The organism is Streptomyces sp. CB01373, from assembly GCF_002803075.1.
Classification (GTDB): domain Bacteria; phylum Actinomycetota; class Actinomycetes; order Streptomycetales; family Streptomycetaceae; genus Streptomyces.
On sequence record NZ_NNBK01000008.1, the window covers coordinates 231,828 to 250,781 of the forward strand.

Genomic DNA, 18,954 nt, shown 5'->3' on the forward strand with positions numbered 1-18,954 from the left:
CCACGAGGGTGCCGCCCTTGTCGTATGTCGCGACGGCAGGGACCGGTGCGTGCGGCGCGGCCCGCGCCGGTCTACGGCTCGAACTTGTAACCGAGCCCCCGGACCGTCACCAGATAGCGCGGGGCGCCCGGGTCCGGCTCGATCTTCGCGCGCAGGCGCTTGACGTGGACGTCCAGCGTCTTGGTGTCGCCCACGTAGTCGGCACCCCAGACGCGGTCGATGAGCTGCATCCGGGTCAGGACCCGGCCGGCGTTGCGCAGCAGCATCTCCAGCAGGTCGAACTCCTTGAGCGGGAGGTCGACCTTGGACCCGGAGACCGTGACGACGTGCCGGTCGACGTCCATACGGACCGGCCCGGCCTCCAGGGCCGCCGGAGTGACCTCCTCCGGCTCACCGCGCCGGCGCAGCACCGCGCGGATGCGGGCGACCAGCTCGCGGGAGGAGAACGGCTTGGTGACGTAGTCGTCCGCGCCTATCTCCAGGCCGACGACCTTGTCGATCTCGCTGTCCTTGGCGGTCACCATGATCACGGGAACGTTGGAGCGGCCGCGGAGCTGACGGCACACCTCCGTGCCGGGCAGGCCCGGCAGCATCAGATCGAGGAGGACGAGGTCGGCGCCGTTGCGCTCGAACTCGTCGAGTCCGTCGGGCCCGGTGGCCGCGACGGCGACCTCGAAGCCCTCCTTGCGGAGCATGTACGAAAGGGCGTCGGAGAAGGACTCCTCGTCCTCGACGACGAGCACTCGGGTCACGGAAGGACCTCCGGGGCGGGAAGCGGTTCGTAAGGGGATTGTTCGTTGAGTGCCTGCCCGGCCTCCTCGTCGAGGGCGGGATGCTGCTGTGCGCGGTCGCGGGCCTCTCGGGCCACGGCCGCCTCCGGCAACCGCAGGGTGAAGGTGGAGCCCTGTCCCTCGGCGCTCCACAGAGTGATCTCCCCGCCGTGCGAGGCGACCACGTGCTTCACGATCGCCAGACCCAGGCCGGTGCCCCCCGTGGCACGCGACCGGGCCGGGTCGACGCGGTAGAAGCGCTCGAAGATGCGCTCCTTGTCCTTGTCCGAGATGCCGATGCCCTGGTCGGTGACGGCGATCTCGATGAGGTCCCCGCCGGGCACCCGCACCCGGCGGGCGGCGATGCCGACGCGGGTGCGGGACGGGGAGTAGTTGACGGCGTTCTCCACGAGGTTGCCGAGCGCCGCGGCGAGCTGGCCCCGGTTGCCCCACACCCGCAGGTCGGCGGTGCCTCCGGCGGCCATCGTGATCTGCTTGGTCCCGGCCTGGTGGCGGCAGCGGTCGACGGCCTCGGCCACCAGCTCGTCCACCCGGACCGGCTCGGCGTCCTCCAGCGGGTCGTCGTTCTGCACCCGGGAGAGGTCGATGAGCTCCTGCACCAGGTTGGTGAGCCGGGTCGCCTCGATCTGCATGCGCCCGGCGAAGCGCTCCACGGCCTCCGGGTCGTCGGAGGCGTCCATGACGGCCTCGGACAACAGGGAGAGCGCGCCGACCGGGGTCTTCAGCTCGTGGCTCACATTGGCGACGAAGTCGCGTCGTACGGCCTCGATGCGGCGGGCCTCGGTCAGGTCCTCCACCAGGAGCAGCACCAGCCGGGAGCCCAGCGGCGCGACGCGCGCGGAGACGGCGAGGGCCTCGCCGCGTCCGGTGCCGCGCCGCGGCAGGTCCAGCTCGACCTGCCGTATCTCTCCGTCCCTCCGGGTGTCCCGGGCCATCTGGAGCATCGGCTCCACGGCCAGCGTGCCGCCGCGGACCAGTCCGAGGGCGTACGCTGCCGAACTGGCCTTGACCACGGCGTCGGCCTCGTCGAGGACGACCGCCGAGGAGCGCAGTACGGAGAGGACGGTGTCCACACCCGGCGGCAGGACCGGGTCGGTGTGCAGGGAAGTACGGGTCGGGCGCCTCTGCTCGCGCTCGCTCCAGCGGAACGCCAGCATGGCGATGACGCCGGTGAGCACTCCGGCGATCGCTGCCGCTGCGGCGACCGCCGCGTTCACGTCCATGCGTCGTTCACGTCCATGCGTCCAGGTTAGGCACGGGACAGGACCGGACCACAGCCGTCCAGGTGCGACCTCGGACACTCGTCGCCCAGAGTTCACCTTGCAGCCAGGGATGGTTCATTTGGGGTGACGGAAACGGACGCGTACGGCCCGGACCGTGGGAGCGTGGGGTTCGCACCCCAGGCTCCGCCGCGGCCCCAGGCCCCGGAAAACCCCTACGAACCCCCTGAACGAGACGCACGAGAGGGAACCCTGATGCGGGACGCGTACCACGAGGAACTTGACTCGATCGGCGACGGTCTGGTGGAGATGGCCCGGCTGGTCGGGTCGGCGATCGGGCGCGCCACGACCGCCATCCTGGACTCCGACCTGAAGCTGGCCGAGAGCGTGATCGAGGCCGACCAGCGGGTCGACGAAATCCAGCACGACCTGGAGGCCCGGGCGATAGCCCTGCTGGCCAGGCAGCAGCCGGTGGCGACGGATCTCAGGATCGTCGTGACGTCCCTGCGGATGTCCGCCGACCTGGAGCGTTCGGGCGACCTGGCCCAGCACGTGGCCAAGCTCGCCCGGCTGCGCTTCCCGCAGCGCGCGGTCCCGCAGGACCTGCACGCCACCATCCTGGAGATGGGACAGCTGGCCCAGCGCCTGATGGCGAAGGCGGCCGAGGTGATCGTGACCAAGGACGTCGACCTGGCCCTCCAGCTGGAGCAGGACGACGACGAGATGGACCTGCTGCACCGCACCCTCTTCACGCACCTGATCGACGACCGCTGGCAGCACGGCATCGAGACGGCCGTGGACGTCACCCTGCTCGGCCGCTACTACGAGCGGTACGCCGACCACGCGGTCGCGGTCGCCAAGCGGGTGGTGTACCTGGTGACCGGCGAGCACGCGGACGAACTCCAGCAGGACATCAAGCCGGTGACGGGGGTGGAGGGGGCCTGACGGCCGGGGCGCCGGAGTGCTGGGGCTCTGCGACGCCGCAGGTGCCAGGGCGCTTGGGCTCTACGACGCCGCAGGCGCCGGGACGCTGAGGCGCGTACGAGCCACCGTGCGCCGTTGATGCGCCCAGGGCAGCGGGCATGAAATGGGCAAAGGCACCAGTCTCGAGGAGGGACCCATGGCCGAATCCCCCAGCACCACGCCCGACCCCACGCAGGAACGCGAGACCGAGCAGCCCGCCGAGATCAAGAGCCTCCCGCTCTTCGGCGCCTGCGGCTGCGGCTCGGGCTGCGGCTGCGGCTGCCAGTCGGGCGGCCCCTGCCAGTGCGGCTGACGGGCCGCCGCCCACCGAGTTCGTCCACAACCGCACCACGGCGCAGGCCGCCGCGGTGATCGCAGGGCCCCGGTACTCCACCGGGGCCCTGCGGCGTATGTACGGGTGCCGTACGTACGGGCGCCGGTACGGGTGGCCGGCTGTTACCCACGGGGGAGTGACGGCCGCGCGGCGGCCGGGGTGGCGTGCCATGGCGAGCGCGCACGGGGGCTCAGTGCCCGCAAGGACCTTCCCGCCGACGGGCCGTCAACCGCTCGTGTTCGGCGCCTGAATGAGCCCTACAGTCAACCGTCACGGAAATATGGGCACTCTGTAACACCGGTCGGGAATCACCCCCATGTCCCGGAATCGACGGACAAGGTATGAGGGCGCGGCCAGCCGGCCGCCACCGTACAGCGCACACCTTCCCGCGCGGCTCGTCCCCGCGGGCGGAGTGTGCTCGCACCAAGCAGGGAGAGCCTGTGTCCGTTTCCGTTTCTGTGACCGCTCGTCGTCTGGCCGCCGCGGCCGCCGTTGCCGGAGCACTGGTCGGTACGGCGACGCTGCCGGCGTCCGCAGCCGACCACGCCCCGCGTTCGCACCGCGACAACGTGGTGATCAGCGGAGTGCACCTCGGCTCCGAGGGCCGCGACCACCGCTCCAACCGCGCCCTGAACGAGGAGTGGGTGGCGATCACGAACAACGGCCGCCAGAACGTCAATCTGAGCGGCTGGACGCTGTCCGACAAGCACGGCCACACCTACACCTTCCGTCACTTCCGGCTCAACGGCCGCGCCACGGTCCGGGTCCACACCGGTATCGGCCGCGACAGCCGCACGGACCTGTTCCAGGACCGCCGCAACGAGATCTGGGACCGTCGCGACACCGCCACCCTGCGCAACGAGCGGGGCCGCGTGGTGGACCTCACCACCTGGAACGACAACCGTCGCGACGACCGTGACCCCCGCGACACCCCCCGTGACAACCACCACGACCGCGACAACCACCACGACCGCGACAACCGCGGCGGCCGCCACTGACACCAGGCACACCCCTGCGGCCCCCTGCCGGCGGATTTCCCGCCGGCAGGGGGCGTCGTCGTGCGGGCGCAGGTCAGCCCCTCAACACCACTGCGAACCCGCGTGGTCCGCGACGATCTCCACCTGGAGCAGACCGTCGTCGGGACCCTCTATGCCCAGGTAGGCGGTCGTCCCACCCATCGACTTGGTGAAACAACCGGGCACCGTTCCCCTCTTGGCGGCGCTCCTCGGCCGCCAGCCGTCCGCCCGGGCGGCCTCCCGATAGTGGGCCAGGGCACCCTCGGAGGACCCGCCGTACCGGTACTCCGCACCGACGACCACGAAGCGATCGTCGTCGTCACAACTCCGGTACCGGCCCGTGGGATCAGCCCCTTCCGGTGCCGTACCCAGCACCGCCGCACCCGCCATGACCTCGGCAAGCCGGTCCTCGTCCGCGCCACAGCCATAGGAGGTCAGGAAGTACACCGCGGGCAACCCCACCACCAACAACCCCAGAACAGCCACGAAAGCAACCGGCCAATACCCCACCCGACTTCTCTCCATACGCCCGGACGCTAGCCCACCCCTCGCGAAGCCCTTCTGCCTGACGGGGAGTTGCCGCCCGACGCAACACGCCGACTGCGGGCCGACTTCCCCAACCACGGTCGTGAGCAGGGCGAATGCTACGATCCGGCCACTCGCCCGGGGGGGGACGAACATCAGCCGACGCAGGTTCATGACCTGCGGCTCAGTCGCGCGCTGCACAAGCCTCCCGAGTCTTCGCCTGCCATTCCTGGAGCTGACCCGCATGGCCAGACGTGCGCTCATACGCGGCGCCGCCGTTTCCCTCACGCTCGCCATGGGCCTCGGCTCGCCGGCGGTCGGTACCGCGCAAGGTGAAACGGCCGCGGGAGAGGTGGTCGTCCCGGCCACCACGGCCATGGTTCCCGAGACGAGTCTGCTGAGCGCGGGGCCCTCCGGTTTCCTCCGCCACGAGTACGGGCGCGGCCACCTGTGGACGACCTACGACGGCGTCGACACGGTCGTCGACGCGTCCGCCACGGGCGTCTTCGGCCTCCCGGAATTCGGCGCGGGCTCGGACGTCGTCGCCTCCTACGACGAGTCCGACCGTGTGGTGACACTGCGGGACATGCGGTCCGGCCGGTCCCGCACGATCGCGCTTCCCGCACGCCACGAGTACCGGGCCACCCTCGGATCGACGGTCGTGACGCTGGCGGGGACCCAGGGCAGCGACGTCACGTGGCACCTGCTGGACGTCCGGGACGACGGCTCCGTCACCGACCGCACGGTGGAGGGCGTACCCCAGGGCATCTACATTCTCAACGAGCGCAACGCGGCGCTGGGCGACGCGCACGGACAGCTCGTGAGCTGGCGGGTCGACCGCGAGTCGTTCACCGGCTGGCTCGACCTCGACCAGGGCCGGCTGATCACGCTGCCGTACACCGTGAGCGCGGGGTACCCGTTCATCGCCCTCACCGCCACACACCTGCTGTGGTGGGACGAGGGGACCGCCCACATCGCCTCCCGCCGTGACCTGACCGCCGCCCCGCGGACGGTCCCGGTACGCGACGTCGGGCAGGTGCTGGGCATGGTCGGCGACACCCTCGTCGTCTCGCGCTACGACTCCGCCCTGGGTCCCCTCAATTACAGCCTGCCGGTGTGGAGGGTCGAGTCCGTACCCCTCGACGGCTCCCCGGGGAAGACGCTTCTGGCCAGGTCGTCGTGGCGTGCCGTGCCGACTCCGGGCGGCGGGCTCCTGGTGCCGGGCGGCCCCGGCACGGACCAGTGGGGCGTCTCCCTCGTCGAACCCGCCGCCGGCGGCGGCGTGACGGTACGCAGGATCGCCGACGCGTACCCCTGGCAGAGGGTCGACGACGTCTCCCAGCTGACCCTGACACAAGGGCGGTTGACCACCGTGGAGACGGATCGCTCGCAGGAGTGGACGTATCTCCGCACCCGCGACATCGGTGTGGCCGGATCCCCCACCGTCGGGGCGCTCACCAACCGCGGCCGCGTGGTGCCGGAGAACTACTGGGCGGGCCGCCCGCGCCTCGACGACACCGGTGACGGCCGGACGGTCGTCTGGGGCCCCAGCACCTCCGCCGCCGAGCAGCCCCACCTCCTGGGGCCCACCCAGTCGCTGCCCGGCACCCGGATCGACAGCTCCCGTACCTACCAGTTCGTGGAGGCCGTCAGCGGCCGTTTCGCCGTCCTGAAGACTCCGTACACCAGCACCGGGGCGGAGACCCGGGTCGTCGACCTCGACACCGGGCGCACGGTGTTCACCACGACGGAGACCACCGAAGCAATGTGGGGCACCACCCTGTGGGTGAGATCCGGCAACGACGCGGTGGTCCCCGTCGACGTGCTGACCGGACGGCGGGGCGATGCGGTGTGGTTCGGGCGCGGGTGCATGCTGAACGACTTCCAGGCAGTCGGGCGGTGGCTGCTGTGGACCTGCGTGGGCTCCCTCACGGGCCAGGGCGTCTACGACACCACCACGAAGAAGAACCTCACGCTCGTCTCCGGCGACTGGTCGCAGGCGAAGCTCGGTGACGGCTTCGTCGCGATGGAGTCGGACGGGAACCTGAAGGTCACCGACGTTCGCGGCGGGACCCCCGTGTCGCACACCGTCGGGAAGTTCGAGTGGGGTCCCTGGGACGTCGACCCCTACACCGGTGTGATCGCCCAGCAGGGCGCCAAGGGCATCCACCTCATCCCCAGCGGTGTCCCCGTCTCGCCCCTGGTCCAGCTCGACGCCACCGTCGCCGCCTCGGTGGACGTCAAGGGAGGAACCGGGCAGTGGAGCCCGAAGTGGCGGCTGAACAAACCGGCCGCCTCCTGGCAGCTCGTGATCAAGCACAAGGCCACCGGCAAGGCCGTCCGCACCCTCTCCGGCGGCCTGGCGCGCGGCCTGGCGGCCACGGCGTGGAACGGCAAGGACGGCTCCGGCCGGCTGGTGCCCAACGGCGCCTACACCTGGACGTTGACCGCCGCGCCTGCCGACGGGACGGGCAAGGCCCTGACCAGGTCCGGGACGCTGAAGCTCAGCGGCGGCGCCGCCGTGCACCGGGACTTCGTCGGCTCCGACGGCTTCGGCGAGCTGCTGACGCTGAACGGTTCGGGCGTTCTGACCTACCAACGAAGCAACGGCGCCGGGAAGTTCAGCGCCAAGACCTCCGGTTCCGGCTGGCCGAAGACCGTCAAGGCGATCCCGTACGGCGATCTGAACGGCGACCGGTGCAACGACGTGCTCGTGCGGCTCAGCAGCGGTGCCCTGCGCGCGTACAAGCCGGGGTGCGGCAAGGCGCTGACGCCGTCGACACCGTACACCTCCCTCGGCTCGGGCTGGAACCAGTACGACATCCTGACCTCGCCGGGGGATGTCACGGGCGACGGACGGGCGGACCTGATCGCGCGCAAGGCGTCGACCGGGGACGTCTACCTCTTCAAGGGAACGAGCACCGGCAAGCTCTCGGCGCGCACCAAGCTCTACTCCCGGTGGACCGGGTACAAGAAGATCGTGGGCGCGGGCGACCTGAACGGTGACGGCCACGGCGACCTGCTCGTCCAGGACAAGTCCAACCAGCTCTGGCGCTACAACGGCACCGGCAAGGGCAAGTTCAAGGCCCGGGTGAAGGTGGCCAAGAACTGGGGAGCCTCCTACAACGCCGTCGTCGGCGTCGGGGACATCACCGGCGACGGGAAGGCCGACCTCGTCGCCCGTGACACCTCCGGCAACCTGTGGCGCTACAACGGCAACGGCAAGGGGTCCTTCGGCGCGCGCACGAAGATCGCCACCGGTTGGAAGGGTTACAAGGCGCTGTCCTGAGACCGCGGGCTCTCACCCCACACCCTCCGCGCATGTGAACAGCCCCTGACCAGGAACTACGGTCAGGGGCCGCCATGTTGCCCGCCGGCCGCCGGCCACCGTGGCCCGGCTGCCGCCCCGGGCCGGGCCGGCGACGGCGTTTGCGTGCCCGCATGGCTATTGACCTGCTCAGATCCGCTGTGCTTCGCTCCCCGGTGAGGGCCTGGGGCACCGCTACTGACTGTGGCCGTCCGCTCTGAAGGGCACACCAAGGGCACGGACGGCGTGCAGGGGCGGACGAGGGGGTATGACGTGTCTCGGGGCTTTGGGAGACGTATTGGGATTGCGGGCGAAGTGACCGCTCCGCCCAGACACATACCGGACCTGCTTCGATCACGGGCGGGACTCTGGGCCGTGACGGGTGTCGCGGCCCTCGGATTCCTCATCGTGCTGGAGTTCGCCGCGCGTCACTACGGCCTGCCGGGACCCCTCACCAGCCAGGTGCGGGAGCTGGTGGTCCCCCCCAAGTCGGGCGGCCTGCTGTACGCCGCCATGGCGTTGATGATGGTGGTCCTGACCTGGCGGGAACGGTTCGTCGCGGTGGCCGCGGCGGTCGGCGTCGACATCGCCTTCTCGCTGGTCCGGTGGGCGTTGGACGTCAGGACGACCGGCGGCCACCCCTTCGGCAACGGGGCGTTGTGGGTGATTCTGGGCTGCGCGGTCGTCGCCGTCACCCGCCGCACGGGCGCAGAACGTGTCCTGCTGCTGAAGGGCGTCGGGCTGGGCCTGCTGCTGGTGGCCGGCCGCAAGACCGGCGACACATGGCTGCTCATCACCTCGAAGACCCGCCCGGCGGTGCTCGACCAGTACGTGGCGACAGCCGATCACGCGCTGGGCAATCCGTCGTGGCTGGTGGGCCGGATCGTCACGGCCACCGGCCCCTTCGGCTTCAATTTCCTCGACATCGTCTACGGTCAGCTCGCGGTGGCCGCGGTCGCCGTCGCGCTGTACCAACTGCGCGGTGTGGCGGTCGAACGCCGCTTCCCGGGCCATCACCTGGTGCGCAGCTTCCTGGTGATCGGCCTTCTCGGGCCGGCCTTCTACATGATCTTTCCGGTGGTCGGGCCGATCTTCGCCTACGGAACCGGCACCGACTACTGGTCGTCGGTCAGCCTGTGGTCGCCGGACATTCCGTCCAGCGGGCACTGGGCGGTGGGCGACCTGTGGCCGCAGACGCCGTCGCTGATCGACACCCCGCACCCGATGCGGTTCGACGAGATCACTCCGCGGAACTGCATGCCCAGCCTGCACACGGCGTGGGCCGCCGCGATCTTCATCCATTCCCGGAAGGGCCCGCGCGTCCTGCGGTACGCGGGCACGTTCTGGCTGGTCGCCACGCTCACCGCGACGCTGGGCTTCGGCTACCACTACGGCGTGGATCTCATAGCCGGCGTGGTCTTCGTCCTCACGGTCGAGGCGGCCCTGCGGGCGTTCGACCGCGGCTGGGACCGGTCGGGGATCCGGCTGGCCGCGTACGGCGCGGCGGTCTTCGCCGCGCTGCTGGTGTCCTACCGCTTCCTGCCGTTGACGATGGCCGAGCACCCGTGGCTGTCCGGCCCCCTGCTCATCCTCGCGATGGCCTCAGTGATCTACGGCTACGTACGGACCACCACGGCATGGGACCCGAGGCCCGCACCAGCACGACGCCCGGAACCGCAACCGGAACCGATCTGAAGGCTGTCGCACCGCGTGGCGGAATGCGAAAGGGCCCGGAGACCGGGCCCTTTCACGTAGTAGCGGGGACAGGATTTGAACCTGCGACCTCTGGGTTATGAGCCCAGCGAGCTACCGAGCTGCTCCACCCCGCGTCGGCATGAGCAACAGTACCCGACTCGGAAGCGGATGCCGAACAGGGGCCTGCACGGTTGGGCATGCCGGGCATGGGACTGCGGGGTCCCGGTGTGACATTCGTCACTCAAAAAGTGATTGAAGGTGGGACAACTGTGCATATGCGTCCCACTTTGCGGTAGCCGGCTCGATCCCTCCCTCAACCCGACTCTCTGCGCCACCCATTACGGAAACCGCCCGTGGCAGTACGGTTTGCCGGACGTCATGTGAAGATCATGTGAAATCTTCACGGGGGATGTTTGGGGGGACGTCATGTGCGGACTCGCGGCCACCGGTCTGTCCACCGTCGCGTACGGGGCGGCCACAGAGGCGTGAACCGGCCACCGCCTCCCTTTTTCGAGCCCCGCCGATCCCATCTCAGAAGGACCCACAAGAGGCACCCATGGGGAAGCATCGAAGACCGGGCCTGATGCCCGCCGAGATCCGCGACGTGATCGCCCTGATACCGGCCCACAACGAGGCCGGCGCCATCGCGGACTCCATCCGGGGGCTGTACGGGCAGACCGTGCCCCCGCAGCGGGTCATCGTGGTCGCGGACAACTGCACCGACGCCACCGTGGCCATCGCGGACTCCCTGAGGGCCGAGGTCTTCGAGACCCGGGGCAACCGGCACAAGAAGGCCGGGGGCCTGAACCAGGTCCTGGCCGAGCTGCTGCCCGGTCTGCACGACGACGACGTGGTTCTCGTGACGGACGCGGACAGCGCCCTGGACCCCGGCTTCGTGGCCTGCGGGGTCGAGCATCTCGCGAAGGGCTACGGGGGCGTGGGCGGCACCTTCCGGGGAGGACCCGGCGGGGGCTTCGTGGGCCACCTCCAGCGCAACGAGTACGCCCGCTACTCGCGGGACGTGAAGCGACTGGGCGGCAAGTGCCTGGTGCTCACCGGCACGGCGGCCATGTTCCGGGTGCAGGTGCTGCGGCAGATCTCCCGGGCCCGCCTGACGGGCCGCCTCCCGGCCGGGGACGGGATCGGGGGCATCTACGACACCTCGGTGCTCACCGAGGACAACGAACTGACCTTCGCGGTGCTGCACCTGGGCCATCAGGTGCTCTCACCGCAGGGCTGCACGCTCACCACCGAGGTCATGCTGACCTGGAAGGCCCTGTGGGACCAGCGACTGCGCTGGAAGCGGGGAGCGGTGGAGAACTGTGTCCAGTACGGCCTGACACACATCACGTGGCGCTACTGGGGCCGTCAGCTCCTGAGCATGGCCGGCGTCCTCGTGACCGTCGTGTACCTGTCGACCATCGCCTACTCCCTGGCCCTGCACTCGTTCCGCCCGCACGAGTTCTGGCTCTGGGTATCGCTCGTCTTCGTGATCGAGCGGGTTGTGACCGTGCGGGAGCGCGGCTGGAAGCGGATGCTGCTCGCCGCGTCCATGTACGAGCTGTTCTTCGACTTCCTGCTCCAGGCCTGCCACACCAAGGCGTACCTGGACTCCGTGTTCCGCCGTGAGCGCGCCTGGTAGCAGGTCGCTTCAGAAACTGTCAGAGATCATTCGGGAGGGACCCTTGTACAACAACCCTGCGACGACTGTGGGCGGTGGAGCGTTGGCCTCCACCGGCATCGGACTGACGACCAGCGTGTGGCTGGGCCTGGCGGCCTTCGCCCTGGTGGCCCTGGGAACCGCCGTGATGCGGATCGTGCCTCGGGGCGCGAGCCGCTCCTGACCCTGATCGGCAGGCGCCCCCAGCACGGCATCAAGCCCCCTGACAGCGGAGAACCCGCAGGCAGGGGGCTTGATCAACATCCGGAATGCCCAGCTGCTGGCGTCCGGCAGCATGTGGGCTCAGGAGATCGTGGCCGGACAGCCGGCTTGGCGGCATGCCCCCTACGGAGTGGTCTTCCGGGCTGTTCCCGGTGGGACGTTCCGAATGGGCTTGTCCGACGCGGAACTGGACGCCGTTCGTGCCATCGAGCGGGCCGACGGCTCGGATGACGACCTCGAAGCGTTCTTCGCCGGTGCTGTCCGAGCCAGGCCGGTGCGAGAGGTGCGGGTCGAGCCATTCCTGATCGCCCGGCATCCGCTTACGGTGGCGCAAGTACGGCACTGGCTGCCCGAGTACGAGGACAGCTTCACCGACTCGGCTTCGAGCACGGCCCGGTTCGAGGACGACTTGGACGATCTGCTGGGGACGTTGCCATTCCGGCTGCCCAGCGAGGCGGAGTGGGAGTATGCGGCCCGGGCAGGCACGACCACTCTGACCTTCGGCGGGGACGGGAGGCCGGACGAGGACCAGGTGCTCGACGACTTCGCCGACGAGGAGCGCACCGCCGCGGCTGAGAACGCCTTCGGGGTCGCGGCGATGGGGTCGGCGAACGAAATCTGCGCTGACGTGTGGATCCCGGATTTCAGGGACGCACCGGTGGACGCACGGCCTCGCACCGGGAACGGACCACGGGTGGTGCGCGGCGGCGCCGGCGACCTCCATCCGTGGCAGGGCTGCGACGAGTGGCTGCTGTTGCTCTCCGCCACCCGCTACGAGTTCCAGGGCTTCACCGCGGTCCGTCCGGTCGCACCTGTGCCAACCGGTCAGGGGGCGTACTGAGCACAGCCTGACGTCCAGCCACGTCGCCAGTTCGGAAGGCCGCCCTTCCGGGCTGCTCACCGGTGTTCCCCGCGGCCAGGGTGTCCGCCAGCGCCGACAGACTCCGGTTCTGCGTCCCCCGCGACCAGCAGAACGCCAGCGTGGTGGGCGGCAGATCGGTCACCGGCACGGCCGCGACATCGCTGGGCAGGCGGTCGGCCACCGCCGACCCGACCACGGTCACAAGACGGCCGAGGGCGACCCGGTCCATGATCTCGTCAAGTCCGGCCTCCGGACAGTGGGCGCGGTAGCCCGGCTCACCCTGGAGGTCAACGACGGCAACCTCCGCTCGACCCGCCAGGTGGTGGTCTCCGGGCAGCAACGCGACCGGGAGTTCCTCGCCCACCTCGATGCCGCTCAGGCCCGTCAGGTCCTCACTGCCGACGCACACCAGGGCCGCATCCGCGAGCCCGTCGCGCACCGCGCCCGCACGGTCGTGCGTGAAGATCAGCTCAGGCGCGGGCCCGCTGTACTGACGCAGCAGCTCCGAAAGCAGCCCGCTACCGGTTCCGGGGCGGACGGCAACGACGAAGCGGGGCGTATCGGCGGATCGTTGGGTGCGCCGTACCGCAACGTCGAGCTGGCGCAGCAGCCGCCGGCACTCGTCGCGGAATGTACGGCCCGCGTCCGTCAGTTCCACCCGCCGGCTCGTCCGGTTCAGCAGACGGACGCCCATGCGCCGTTCCAGGCGGGCGATGGCACGCGAGAGCACCGGCTGTGTGATGCCCAGGCTCTCCGCCGCACGGCTGAAGTGGAGTTCCTCAGCCACTGCCGCGAAGTACACGAGTTCACGGGTCTCCAGGCGATCCATGCCTCCAGGGTATCGCCGCATGTCACATCGGTCATGGCTGGGAACACACGGGGTCTGGTCGACTGAACGCGAATGCGTGGGCCGCTGCCGAAGCCCGATCCTGCAGCGGTCCATCCACGTCCACAGCCCACGATGCCGCGGCACCGCCACAGTGCGGCAGGGCCGCCAGCCACGCAGTACACGAGGAGAGCCGAACCATGACCAGTGAGCGCGAAGTGCAGGAGGTACTCGCCCGCTACGTCCGTGCCACGGACGCGCGCGACGGCAAGGCACAGGGCGCGTTGTTCACGGACGACGCGGTCGTGCAGATCCACGCCAAGACCGGCCAGGGGACCTACGAGCCGGTCGGCGAGCCTCTGATCGGCGGTGTGGCAGTGCGGTACGCGGTTGAGAACTTCATGGAACCGCACCCGGAGGGCGGCTCCAGTCACCACACCACCTCGGACTGCATCATCGAGGTCGACGGCGACAGCGCCCATCTCAACGCACAGTTCGTCGTGTTCCGGGTGCGCGCCCGGCGCCGCCCCGAAACCGGCTGGCCGGAAGGCGCGTTGGGCGCACAGGGCACCGTGGTGCCGTACGAGTCGGGCTACTACGACACCCGGCTGCGCCGCATGAACGGCGAGTGGAAGATCGTTCGCCATGACGTCCTGATGGACATGCCCATGGCCATACCGGGAGCGTGACGCAAAGGCCGTGGTCCACCGCCCGTCTGACCGTCCGCGTGTACGCGCACCTGATGCCGTCCAGCCGGCGTCCGGCCGGGGGTGGTCTCTTCGTTCCAGGGCCTGTCCGACGGGTCGCGTCACGAACAGCACTGTCACCCGAATGGCGCACCAAGACGTGCCACCCACATCGGTGAAGATCAAGCTGACTAGTGCCCCAAACGAGGCAATCCGTGAAAGGGGAACCGAATGCGCACTCGACGAATCCTCGCCGCCGCCATCGCCACGGCAGCCCTCGCCGGACTCGGCCTCACAGGCGCCGCCACCGCCACCGCCGCCACCACACAGGGTGCCCCCTCCTACGTCACCCCTTCTCAGTGCGAGGAGGGCGGCGGAAAGCCCATGATCAATGAGCCGGGCAACCCCTGCAAGGGCGGTAAGTACGACGGGCAGCCGGTCGACTAAACCCCATAAGGCGCCCCGCAGAACCCCACAAGGCGCCCCGCGGCCACGCGCCGCGGGGCGCTCCTGCGCGAGCGTAGCCGGGAGAGCCGCAGGGACTTGTGCCGACCCGTCGCACCCGCCAGCACCGCCAAGACAGCCCGGTATCTCTGCTCGACAACCGACAACTCCACCAGCGCCAATCCCGGCCTCCCCACACACGCCGCAACGACACGCACAGAAAAGCCGATCACGGCCACTGTCAACCATCAGCTGGGACCAAAGTGTCAAGCATCTACCGGGACCGGACACCGCCTGGGGCCTGTTCTAGGGCCTGTCCGACGGGTCGCGCCACCGACCCCGCACCTGACAGTCATGTCACCTGAATGGCGCAACATGACGTGACGCCCACATGGGTGAGGATCAAGCTGACTAGTGCCGCAATCGAGGTAATCCGTGAAAGGGGAACCAAATGCGCATTCGACGAATCCTCGCCGCCGTCAGCGCCACGGCAGCCCTCGCCGGACTCGGCCTCACAGGCGCCGCCACCGCCACCGCACAGAGTGGCGCAATCAGCGGTGCTCAGTGCAGGCAGGGCGGCGGAACGCCCGATTTTACGGACTTCACCTGCAAGGGCGGTACGTACAACGGGCGGAATCTCATCGACTAGACCCCACAAGGCGCCCCGCAGCCACGCGCCGCGGGGCGCTCCCGCGCGAGCGTAGAGCCCCCTACCAACGGAGAACCCGCAGGTAGGGGGCTTGTTCGTGGGCGCTTACTTCTTCTTGCCCTGGTTCTTGACCGCCTCTATGGCGGCTGCCGCGGCGGTCGGGTCGAGGTACTTGCCGCCCGGGGTGACGGGGCGGAAGTCGGCGTCGAGTTCGTAGGAGAGGGGGATGCCGGTGGGGATGTTGAGGCCCGCGATGTCGGCGTCCGAGATCTGGTCGAGGTGCTTGACCAGGGCGCGCAGGCTGTTGCCGTGGGCGGCGATCAGGACCGTGCGGCCGGCCAGGAGGTCGGGGACGACCGAGTCGAACCAGTACGGGAGCATGCGGACGACGACGTCCTTCAGGCACTCCGTCTGCGGACGCAGCTCCGGCGGGAGGTTCGCGTAGCGCGCGTCGGAGAACTGGGAGTACTCGGCGTCGCGGTCCAGCGCCGGCGGCGGGGTGTCGTAGGAGCGGCGCCACAGCATGAACTGCTCCTCGCCGAACTCCTGAAGGGTCTGGGCCTTGTCCTTGCCCTGGAGGGCACCGTAGTGGCGCTCGTTCAGGCGCCAGGAGCGGTGGACCGGGATCCAGTGGCGGTCGGCGGCCTCCAGCGCGAGCTGGGCCGTGCGGATCGCGCGCTTCTGGACGGAGGTGTGGACCACGTCGGGCAGCAGGCCGGCGTCCTTCAGCAGCTCACCGCCGCGGACCGCCTCCTTCTCGCCCTTCTCGTTGAGGTTGACGTCCACCCAGCCGGTGAACAGGTTCTTCGCGTTCCACTCGCTCTCGCCGTGGCGGAGCAGGATCAGCTTGTACGGTGCGTCGGCCATGCCTCAGAGCGTAATCCACGCATTCGGGCCCCTGCCCCGGCGCCCAGCAGGCGGACGGCAGCCCCCGGCGCAGCCCCGACAGTTGACGGCTTCTGTTAATCGAGTGGTCCTGCACGGCCGCCGCCACGTAAGTTGTGCTCGCCGCTTCAGCCGCTTACATCCGCGTACATCCCCGGGGGGTCGTCCATGTCCGTCGCCAGTCTCAGACGCGCCGCCCGCGAGACCGTCTCCGGGCTCCCCCGAGAGTTCTGGTGGCTGTGGACCAGCACCCTCGTCAACCGGCTCGGCGCCTTCGTCGCCACGTTCATGGCGCTGTACCTGACCCTGGACCGCGGCTACTCCGCCTCGTACGCCGGTCTGGTCGCCGCGCTGCACGGGCTCGGCGGGGTCGTCTCCTCGCTCGCCGGGGGCGTGATGGCCGACCGGCTGGGACGGCGGCCGACCCTGCTCGTCGCCCAGTCCGCCACCGCCGTGTCCGTCGCGGCGCTCGGGTTCGTCCGGGACCCCGTCGCCATCGCCGCCGTCGCCTTCCTGGTCGGCATGGCCAGCAACGCCTCCCGGCCCGCCGTGCAGGCGATGATGGCCGACATCGTGCGGCCCGAGGACCGGGTCCGCGCCTTCTCCCTCAACTACTGGGCCGTCAACCTCGGCTTCGCCATCTCCTCCATGGCGGCCGGCTTCATCGCCGAGTACAGCTATCTCGCCGGCTTCCTGATCGAGGCCGCGATGACGATGGCCTGCGCGATCGTCGTCTTCCTGAAGCTGCCCGAGTCCCGGCCGGTTCCGGACGCGCACGCGAGCCACGACGGCGGCGACCCCGTCCGGCTGTGGACCGTCCTGCGGGACGGGCGGTTCATGGGCGTCGTCGGAACGTCCTTCCTGATCGCGGTCGTCTTCCAACAGGGGTCGGTCGGGCTGCCGATCGCCATGGGCCGGGCCGGCTTCACGCCCGCCGACTACGGCACGGCCCTTGCCGTCAACGGGTTCCTGATCGTCGCCCTGCAGATCCCGGTCACCCGTTTCATCGAGCACCGGGACCCCGGACGGCTGCTGATCGTCTCCGCGCTCCTCGCCGGGTACGGCTTCGGGCTCACGGCGTTCGCCGGCTCGGTGGGTGTGTTCGCGCTCACGGTGTGCGTGTGGACGCTCGGCGAGATGATCAACGCGCCCACCCAGACCGGGCTGGTCGTCCGGCTCTCCCCGGCGCACGGGCGCGGGCGCTACCAGGGCGTCTACACCCTGTCCTGGTCGGTGGCCGCCCTGGTCGCGCCCCTGATGTCCGGCACCGTCATCGACCGGTTCGGCGCCGAGTTGCTGTGGGGCATGTGCGCGGCCGTCGGCACGGCCGCCGCCCTCGGCTACTGGGCCCTGATGCGCCACCTGCCGAAGGCCGGGCCGGCCGTCGTGGAATCCCGCGCCGAGCCCCGTACCGAGGTCGGCACCGCGTGAGGCGGGCGGAGTAGTCACCAGCCGGAGGCGGCACTCGGCGGCGGCGTCACCACGGACGCCTCCGCCCAGTGCCGCCTCCGCACCACGGACGCCTCCGCACCACGGATACCTCCGCTCTACGGATACCTCCGCTCTACGGGTGCATCCGCGCGCCCTTCAGCACCTTGTCCACCGCGTTGCGCGGGCCGTACACCGCGAGCCCCACGAGATCCAGCTCGGCGGTCGGCACGGCCCGGACCGCGGCCCGGTTGTCGCGGTCGTTGCCCGTGGTGAACAGGTCGGAGGTGAAGACCGCGCACGGCAGGGACCGGGACAGGGCCCGCCCGTGCGCCGCCGTAAGCGTCTCCTTGGTGCCCTGGAAGACCAGCACCGGCTGGCGGAACATAGGCAGGTAGGGCACCTCGCCGGCGTCCTCGTACGGCTCCCCGATCACCTCGGGGACCGTCGTGCCGAGGCCGCTGACCAGGAACGCGGTGACGTTCAGGCGCTGCCAGGGCTCCAGGTCCTCCCGCAGCAGGACGGCGATCTTGGTGTCGAAGCGGATGGGCTGCTCGTCGTTCATGGAGGGAGACTCCCGAACTCCGTCCCGCGTCGTCTTGTACGTTCTTTGCATGGCCCCGCAGCGGAACGTCTCCGCCTGGCGCCCGCGTGTCCCGGGCGTCGTGGAGGTGTTCCACGCGCACTTCACCGAGTACGCCTACCCGATGCACGTGCACGAGGCGTGGACGCTGCTGATCGTGGACGACGGCGCCGTACGGTACGACCTGGACCGGCACGAGCACGGCACGCCGCACGACACCGTGTCCCTGCTGCCGCCGCACGTCCCGCACAACGGCTCGCCCGTCGGCCCGCGCGGCTTCCGCAAGCGGGTGCTGTACCTGGACACGTCCCACCTGGGCGACGAGCTCATCGGGGCGGCCGTGGACGGGCCGGACCTGCGTGATCCGGTGCTGCGGCGGCGGGTCGGGCAGGTGCACACCGCGCTCACGCTGCCCGGTGACGAGCTGGAGGCGGAGAGCCGGCTGACGCTCATCGGCGAACGGCTGCGCGCGCATCTGCGGCCACGGCTCGCTGTCGCGGCCCCGCGCCGCGACCCCGCCCTCGCCCGCCGGGTGCGCGAACTGATCGACGAGCGGCTGCCACAGGGTGTCACCCTCGACGAGGCGTCGGCTCTGGTGCAGGCCCATCCCGCCCATTTGGTACGGGCGTTCAGCGGTGCCTACGGCATCGCTCCGCACCAGTACCTGATGTCCCGCCGGGTGGACCGCGCCCGCCGGCTGCTGCTGGCCGGGCGGAAGCCGGCCGAGGTGGCCGCCGAGACCGGCTTCTACGACCAGGCCCATCTCACCCGGCACTTCAGGAGACTCGTGGGGGTGACTCCGGGGCGCTACGGCCGCGGGACCTCGCGCGGCAGGCCCGGGACGTGAGGCCCGGTGGG

18 protein-coding genes and 1 tRNA gene are annotated in these 18,954 nt (G+C 70.1%); 12 read left to right on the forward strand and 7 right to left on the reverse strand.

Going from position 1 to position 18,954, the window contains the following annotated elements; genetic code table 11:
- Nucleotides 1–71: 71 nt before the first annotated feature.
- Both CG719_RS14765 and CG719_RS14770 read right to left on the reverse strand, forming a co-directional pair.
- Complete coding sequence (locus tag CG719_RS14765; protein ID WP_010358452.1) at nt 72–752, reverse strand: response regulator transcription factor; 681 nt, start codon at nt 750–752, stop codon at nt 72–74.
- Entirely contained in the window at nt 749–2,014 is a 1,266-nt protein-coding gene (locus CG719_RS14770; protein WP_100569070.1) for a sensor histidine kinase, read from the reverse strand. The genes CG719_RS14765 and CG719_RS14770 overlap by 4 nt, the downstream gene beginning before the upstream one ends.
- 252 nt (nt 2,015–2,266) lie before the next feature.
- On the opposite strand from CG719_RS14770, the gene phoU reads away from it, so the two are divergent.
- From phoU to CG719_RS14780, 3 genes are all read left to right on the forward strand, one after another.
- On the forward strand, nt 2,267–2,956 hold the full coding sequence (gene phoU, locus CG719_RS14775; RefSeq protein WP_100569071.1) for a phosphate signaling complex protein PhoU: 690 nt from the start codon (nt 2,267–2,269) through the stop codon (nt 2,954–2,956).
- A gap of 175 nt (nt 2,957–3,131) precedes the next feature.
- Nucleotides 3,132–3,287, forward strand: a complete 156-nt coding sequence (locus CG719_RS35815; protein ID WP_199836638.1) for a hypothetical protein — start codon at nt 3,132–3,134, stop codon at nt 3,285–3,287.
- A 479-nt stretch (nt 3,288–3,766) separates the two neighbouring features.
- Nucleotides 3,767–4,306 (forward strand): lamin tail domain-containing protein, encoded by a 540-nt coding sequence (locus tag CG719_RS14780; RefSeq protein ID WP_234375584.1) that lies wholly within the window; start codon nt 3,767–3,769, stop codon nt 4,304–4,306.
- A gap of 81 nt (nt 4,307–4,387) precedes the next feature.
- On the opposite strand, the gene CG719_RS14785 is transcribed toward CG719_RS14780, so the two are convergent.
- The gene (locus CG719_RS14785) at nt 4,388–4,810 is read right to left on the reverse strand and encodes a hypothetical protein (protein WP_234375585.1); all 423 of its coding nucleotides are present in this window, start codon (nt 4,808–4,810) and stop codon (nt 4,388–4,390) included.
- Between the two features lie 283 nt (nt 4,811–5,093).
- On the opposite strand from CG719_RS14785, the gene CG719_RS14790 reads away from it, so the two are divergent.
- Nucleotides 5,094–8,138, forward strand: coding sequence for an FG-GAP-like repeat-containing protein (locus CG719_RS14790; protein WP_100569073.1), 3,045 nt, complete (start codon nt 5,094–5,096; stop codon nt 8,136–8,138).
- Between the two features lie 393 nt (nt 8,139–8,531).
- Complete coding sequence (locus CG719_RS14795) at nt 8,532–9,851, forward strand: phosphatase PAP2 family protein (protein ID WP_100569074.1); 1,320 nt, start codon at nt 8,532–8,534, stop codon at nt 9,849–9,851.
- 60 nt (nt 9,852–9,911) lie between these two features.
- Here CG719_RS14795 and CG719_RS14800 read toward each other — a convergent pair.
- Nucleotides 9,912–9,985: transfer RNA gene (locus tag CG719_RS14800), tRNA-Met, on the reverse strand.
- A gap of 422 nt (nt 9,986–10,407) precedes the next feature.
- On the opposite strand from CG719_RS14800, the gene CG719_RS14805 reads away from it, so the two are divergent.
- The 3 genes from CG719_RS14805 to CG719_RS14810 all read left to right on the forward strand — a co-directional run bounded on the left by CG719_RS14805 (nt 10,408) and on the right by CG719_RS14810 (nt 12,574).
- Entirely contained in the window at nt 10,408–11,493 is a 1,086-nt protein-coding gene (locus CG719_RS14805; protein ID WP_199836640.1) for a glycosyltransferase, read from the forward strand.
- Between the two features lie 43 nt (nt 11,494–11,536).
- Entirely contained in the window at nt 11,537–11,695 is a 159-nt protein-coding gene (locus CG719_RS35400) for a hypothetical protein (protein ID WP_159024882.1), read from the forward strand.
- A 69-nt stretch (nt 11,696–11,764) separates the two neighbouring features.
- A complete protein-coding gene (locus CG719_RS14810) occupies nt 11,765–12,574 on the forward strand; it encodes a formylglycine-generating enzyme family protein (RefSeq protein ID WP_234375586.1) in 810 nt (269 codons plus the stop codon).
- On the opposite strand, the gene CG719_RS14815 is transcribed toward CG719_RS14810, so the two are convergent.
- Nucleotides 12,522–13,424, reverse strand: coding sequence for a LysR family transcriptional regulator (locus tag CG719_RS14815; protein ID WP_159024883.1), 903 nt, complete (start codon nt 13,422–13,424; stop codon nt 12,522–12,524). The genes CG719_RS14810 and CG719_RS14815 overlap by 53 nt on opposite strands.
- A gap of 197 nt (nt 13,425–13,621) precedes the next feature.
- Here CG719_RS14815 and CG719_RS14820 point away from each other — a divergent pair, with 197 nt between their 5' ends.
- Both CG719_RS14820 and CG719_RS14825 read left to right on the forward strand, forming a co-directional pair.
- Nucleotides 13,622–14,110, forward strand: coding sequence for a nuclear transport factor 2 family protein (locus CG719_RS14820; RefSeq protein WP_100569077.1), 489 nt, complete (start codon nt 13,622–13,624; stop codon nt 14,108–14,110).
- 228 nt (nt 14,111–14,338) lie between these two features.
- Nucleotides 14,339–14,554, forward strand: coding sequence for a hypothetical protein (locus tag CG719_RS14825; protein ID WP_100569078.1), 216 nt, complete (start codon nt 14,339–14,341; stop codon nt 14,552–14,554).
- A 751-nt stretch (nt 14,555–15,305) separates the two neighbouring features.
- Here CG719_RS14825 and CG719_RS14840 read toward each other — a convergent pair.
- Nucleotides 15,306–16,067, reverse strand: a complete 762-nt coding sequence (locus tag CG719_RS14840; RefSeq protein WP_100569081.1) for a phosphoglyceromutase — start codon at nt 16,065–16,067, stop codon at nt 15,306–15,308.
- 186 nt (nt 16,068–16,253) lie between these two features.
- Here CG719_RS14840 and CG719_RS14845 point away from each other — a divergent pair, with 186 nt between their 5' ends.
- Nucleotides 16,254–17,516, forward strand: coding sequence for an MDR family MFS transporter (locus CG719_RS14845; protein WP_100569082.1), 1,263 nt, complete (start codon nt 16,254–16,256; stop codon nt 17,514–17,516).
- Between the two features lie 133 nt (nt 17,517–17,649).
- Here CG719_RS14845 and CG719_RS14850 read toward each other — a convergent pair whose 3' ends face one another.
- Nucleotides 17,650–18,078: a DUF2000 domain-containing protein gene (locus tag CG719_RS14850; protein WP_234375587.1), complete on the reverse strand. Its 429-nt coding sequence runs from the start codon at nt 18,076–18,078 to the stop codon at nt 17,650–17,652.
- 49 nt (nt 18,079–18,127) lie between these two features.
- On the opposite strand from CG719_RS14850, the gene CG719_RS14855 reads away from it, so the two are divergent.
- Nucleotides 18,128–18,943 (forward strand): helix-turn-helix domain-containing protein, encoded by an 816-nt coding sequence (locus CG719_RS14855; protein WP_100569084.1) that lies wholly within the window; start codon nt 18,128–18,130, stop codon nt 18,941–18,943.
- Nucleotides 18,944–18,954: the final 11 nt, after the last annotated feature.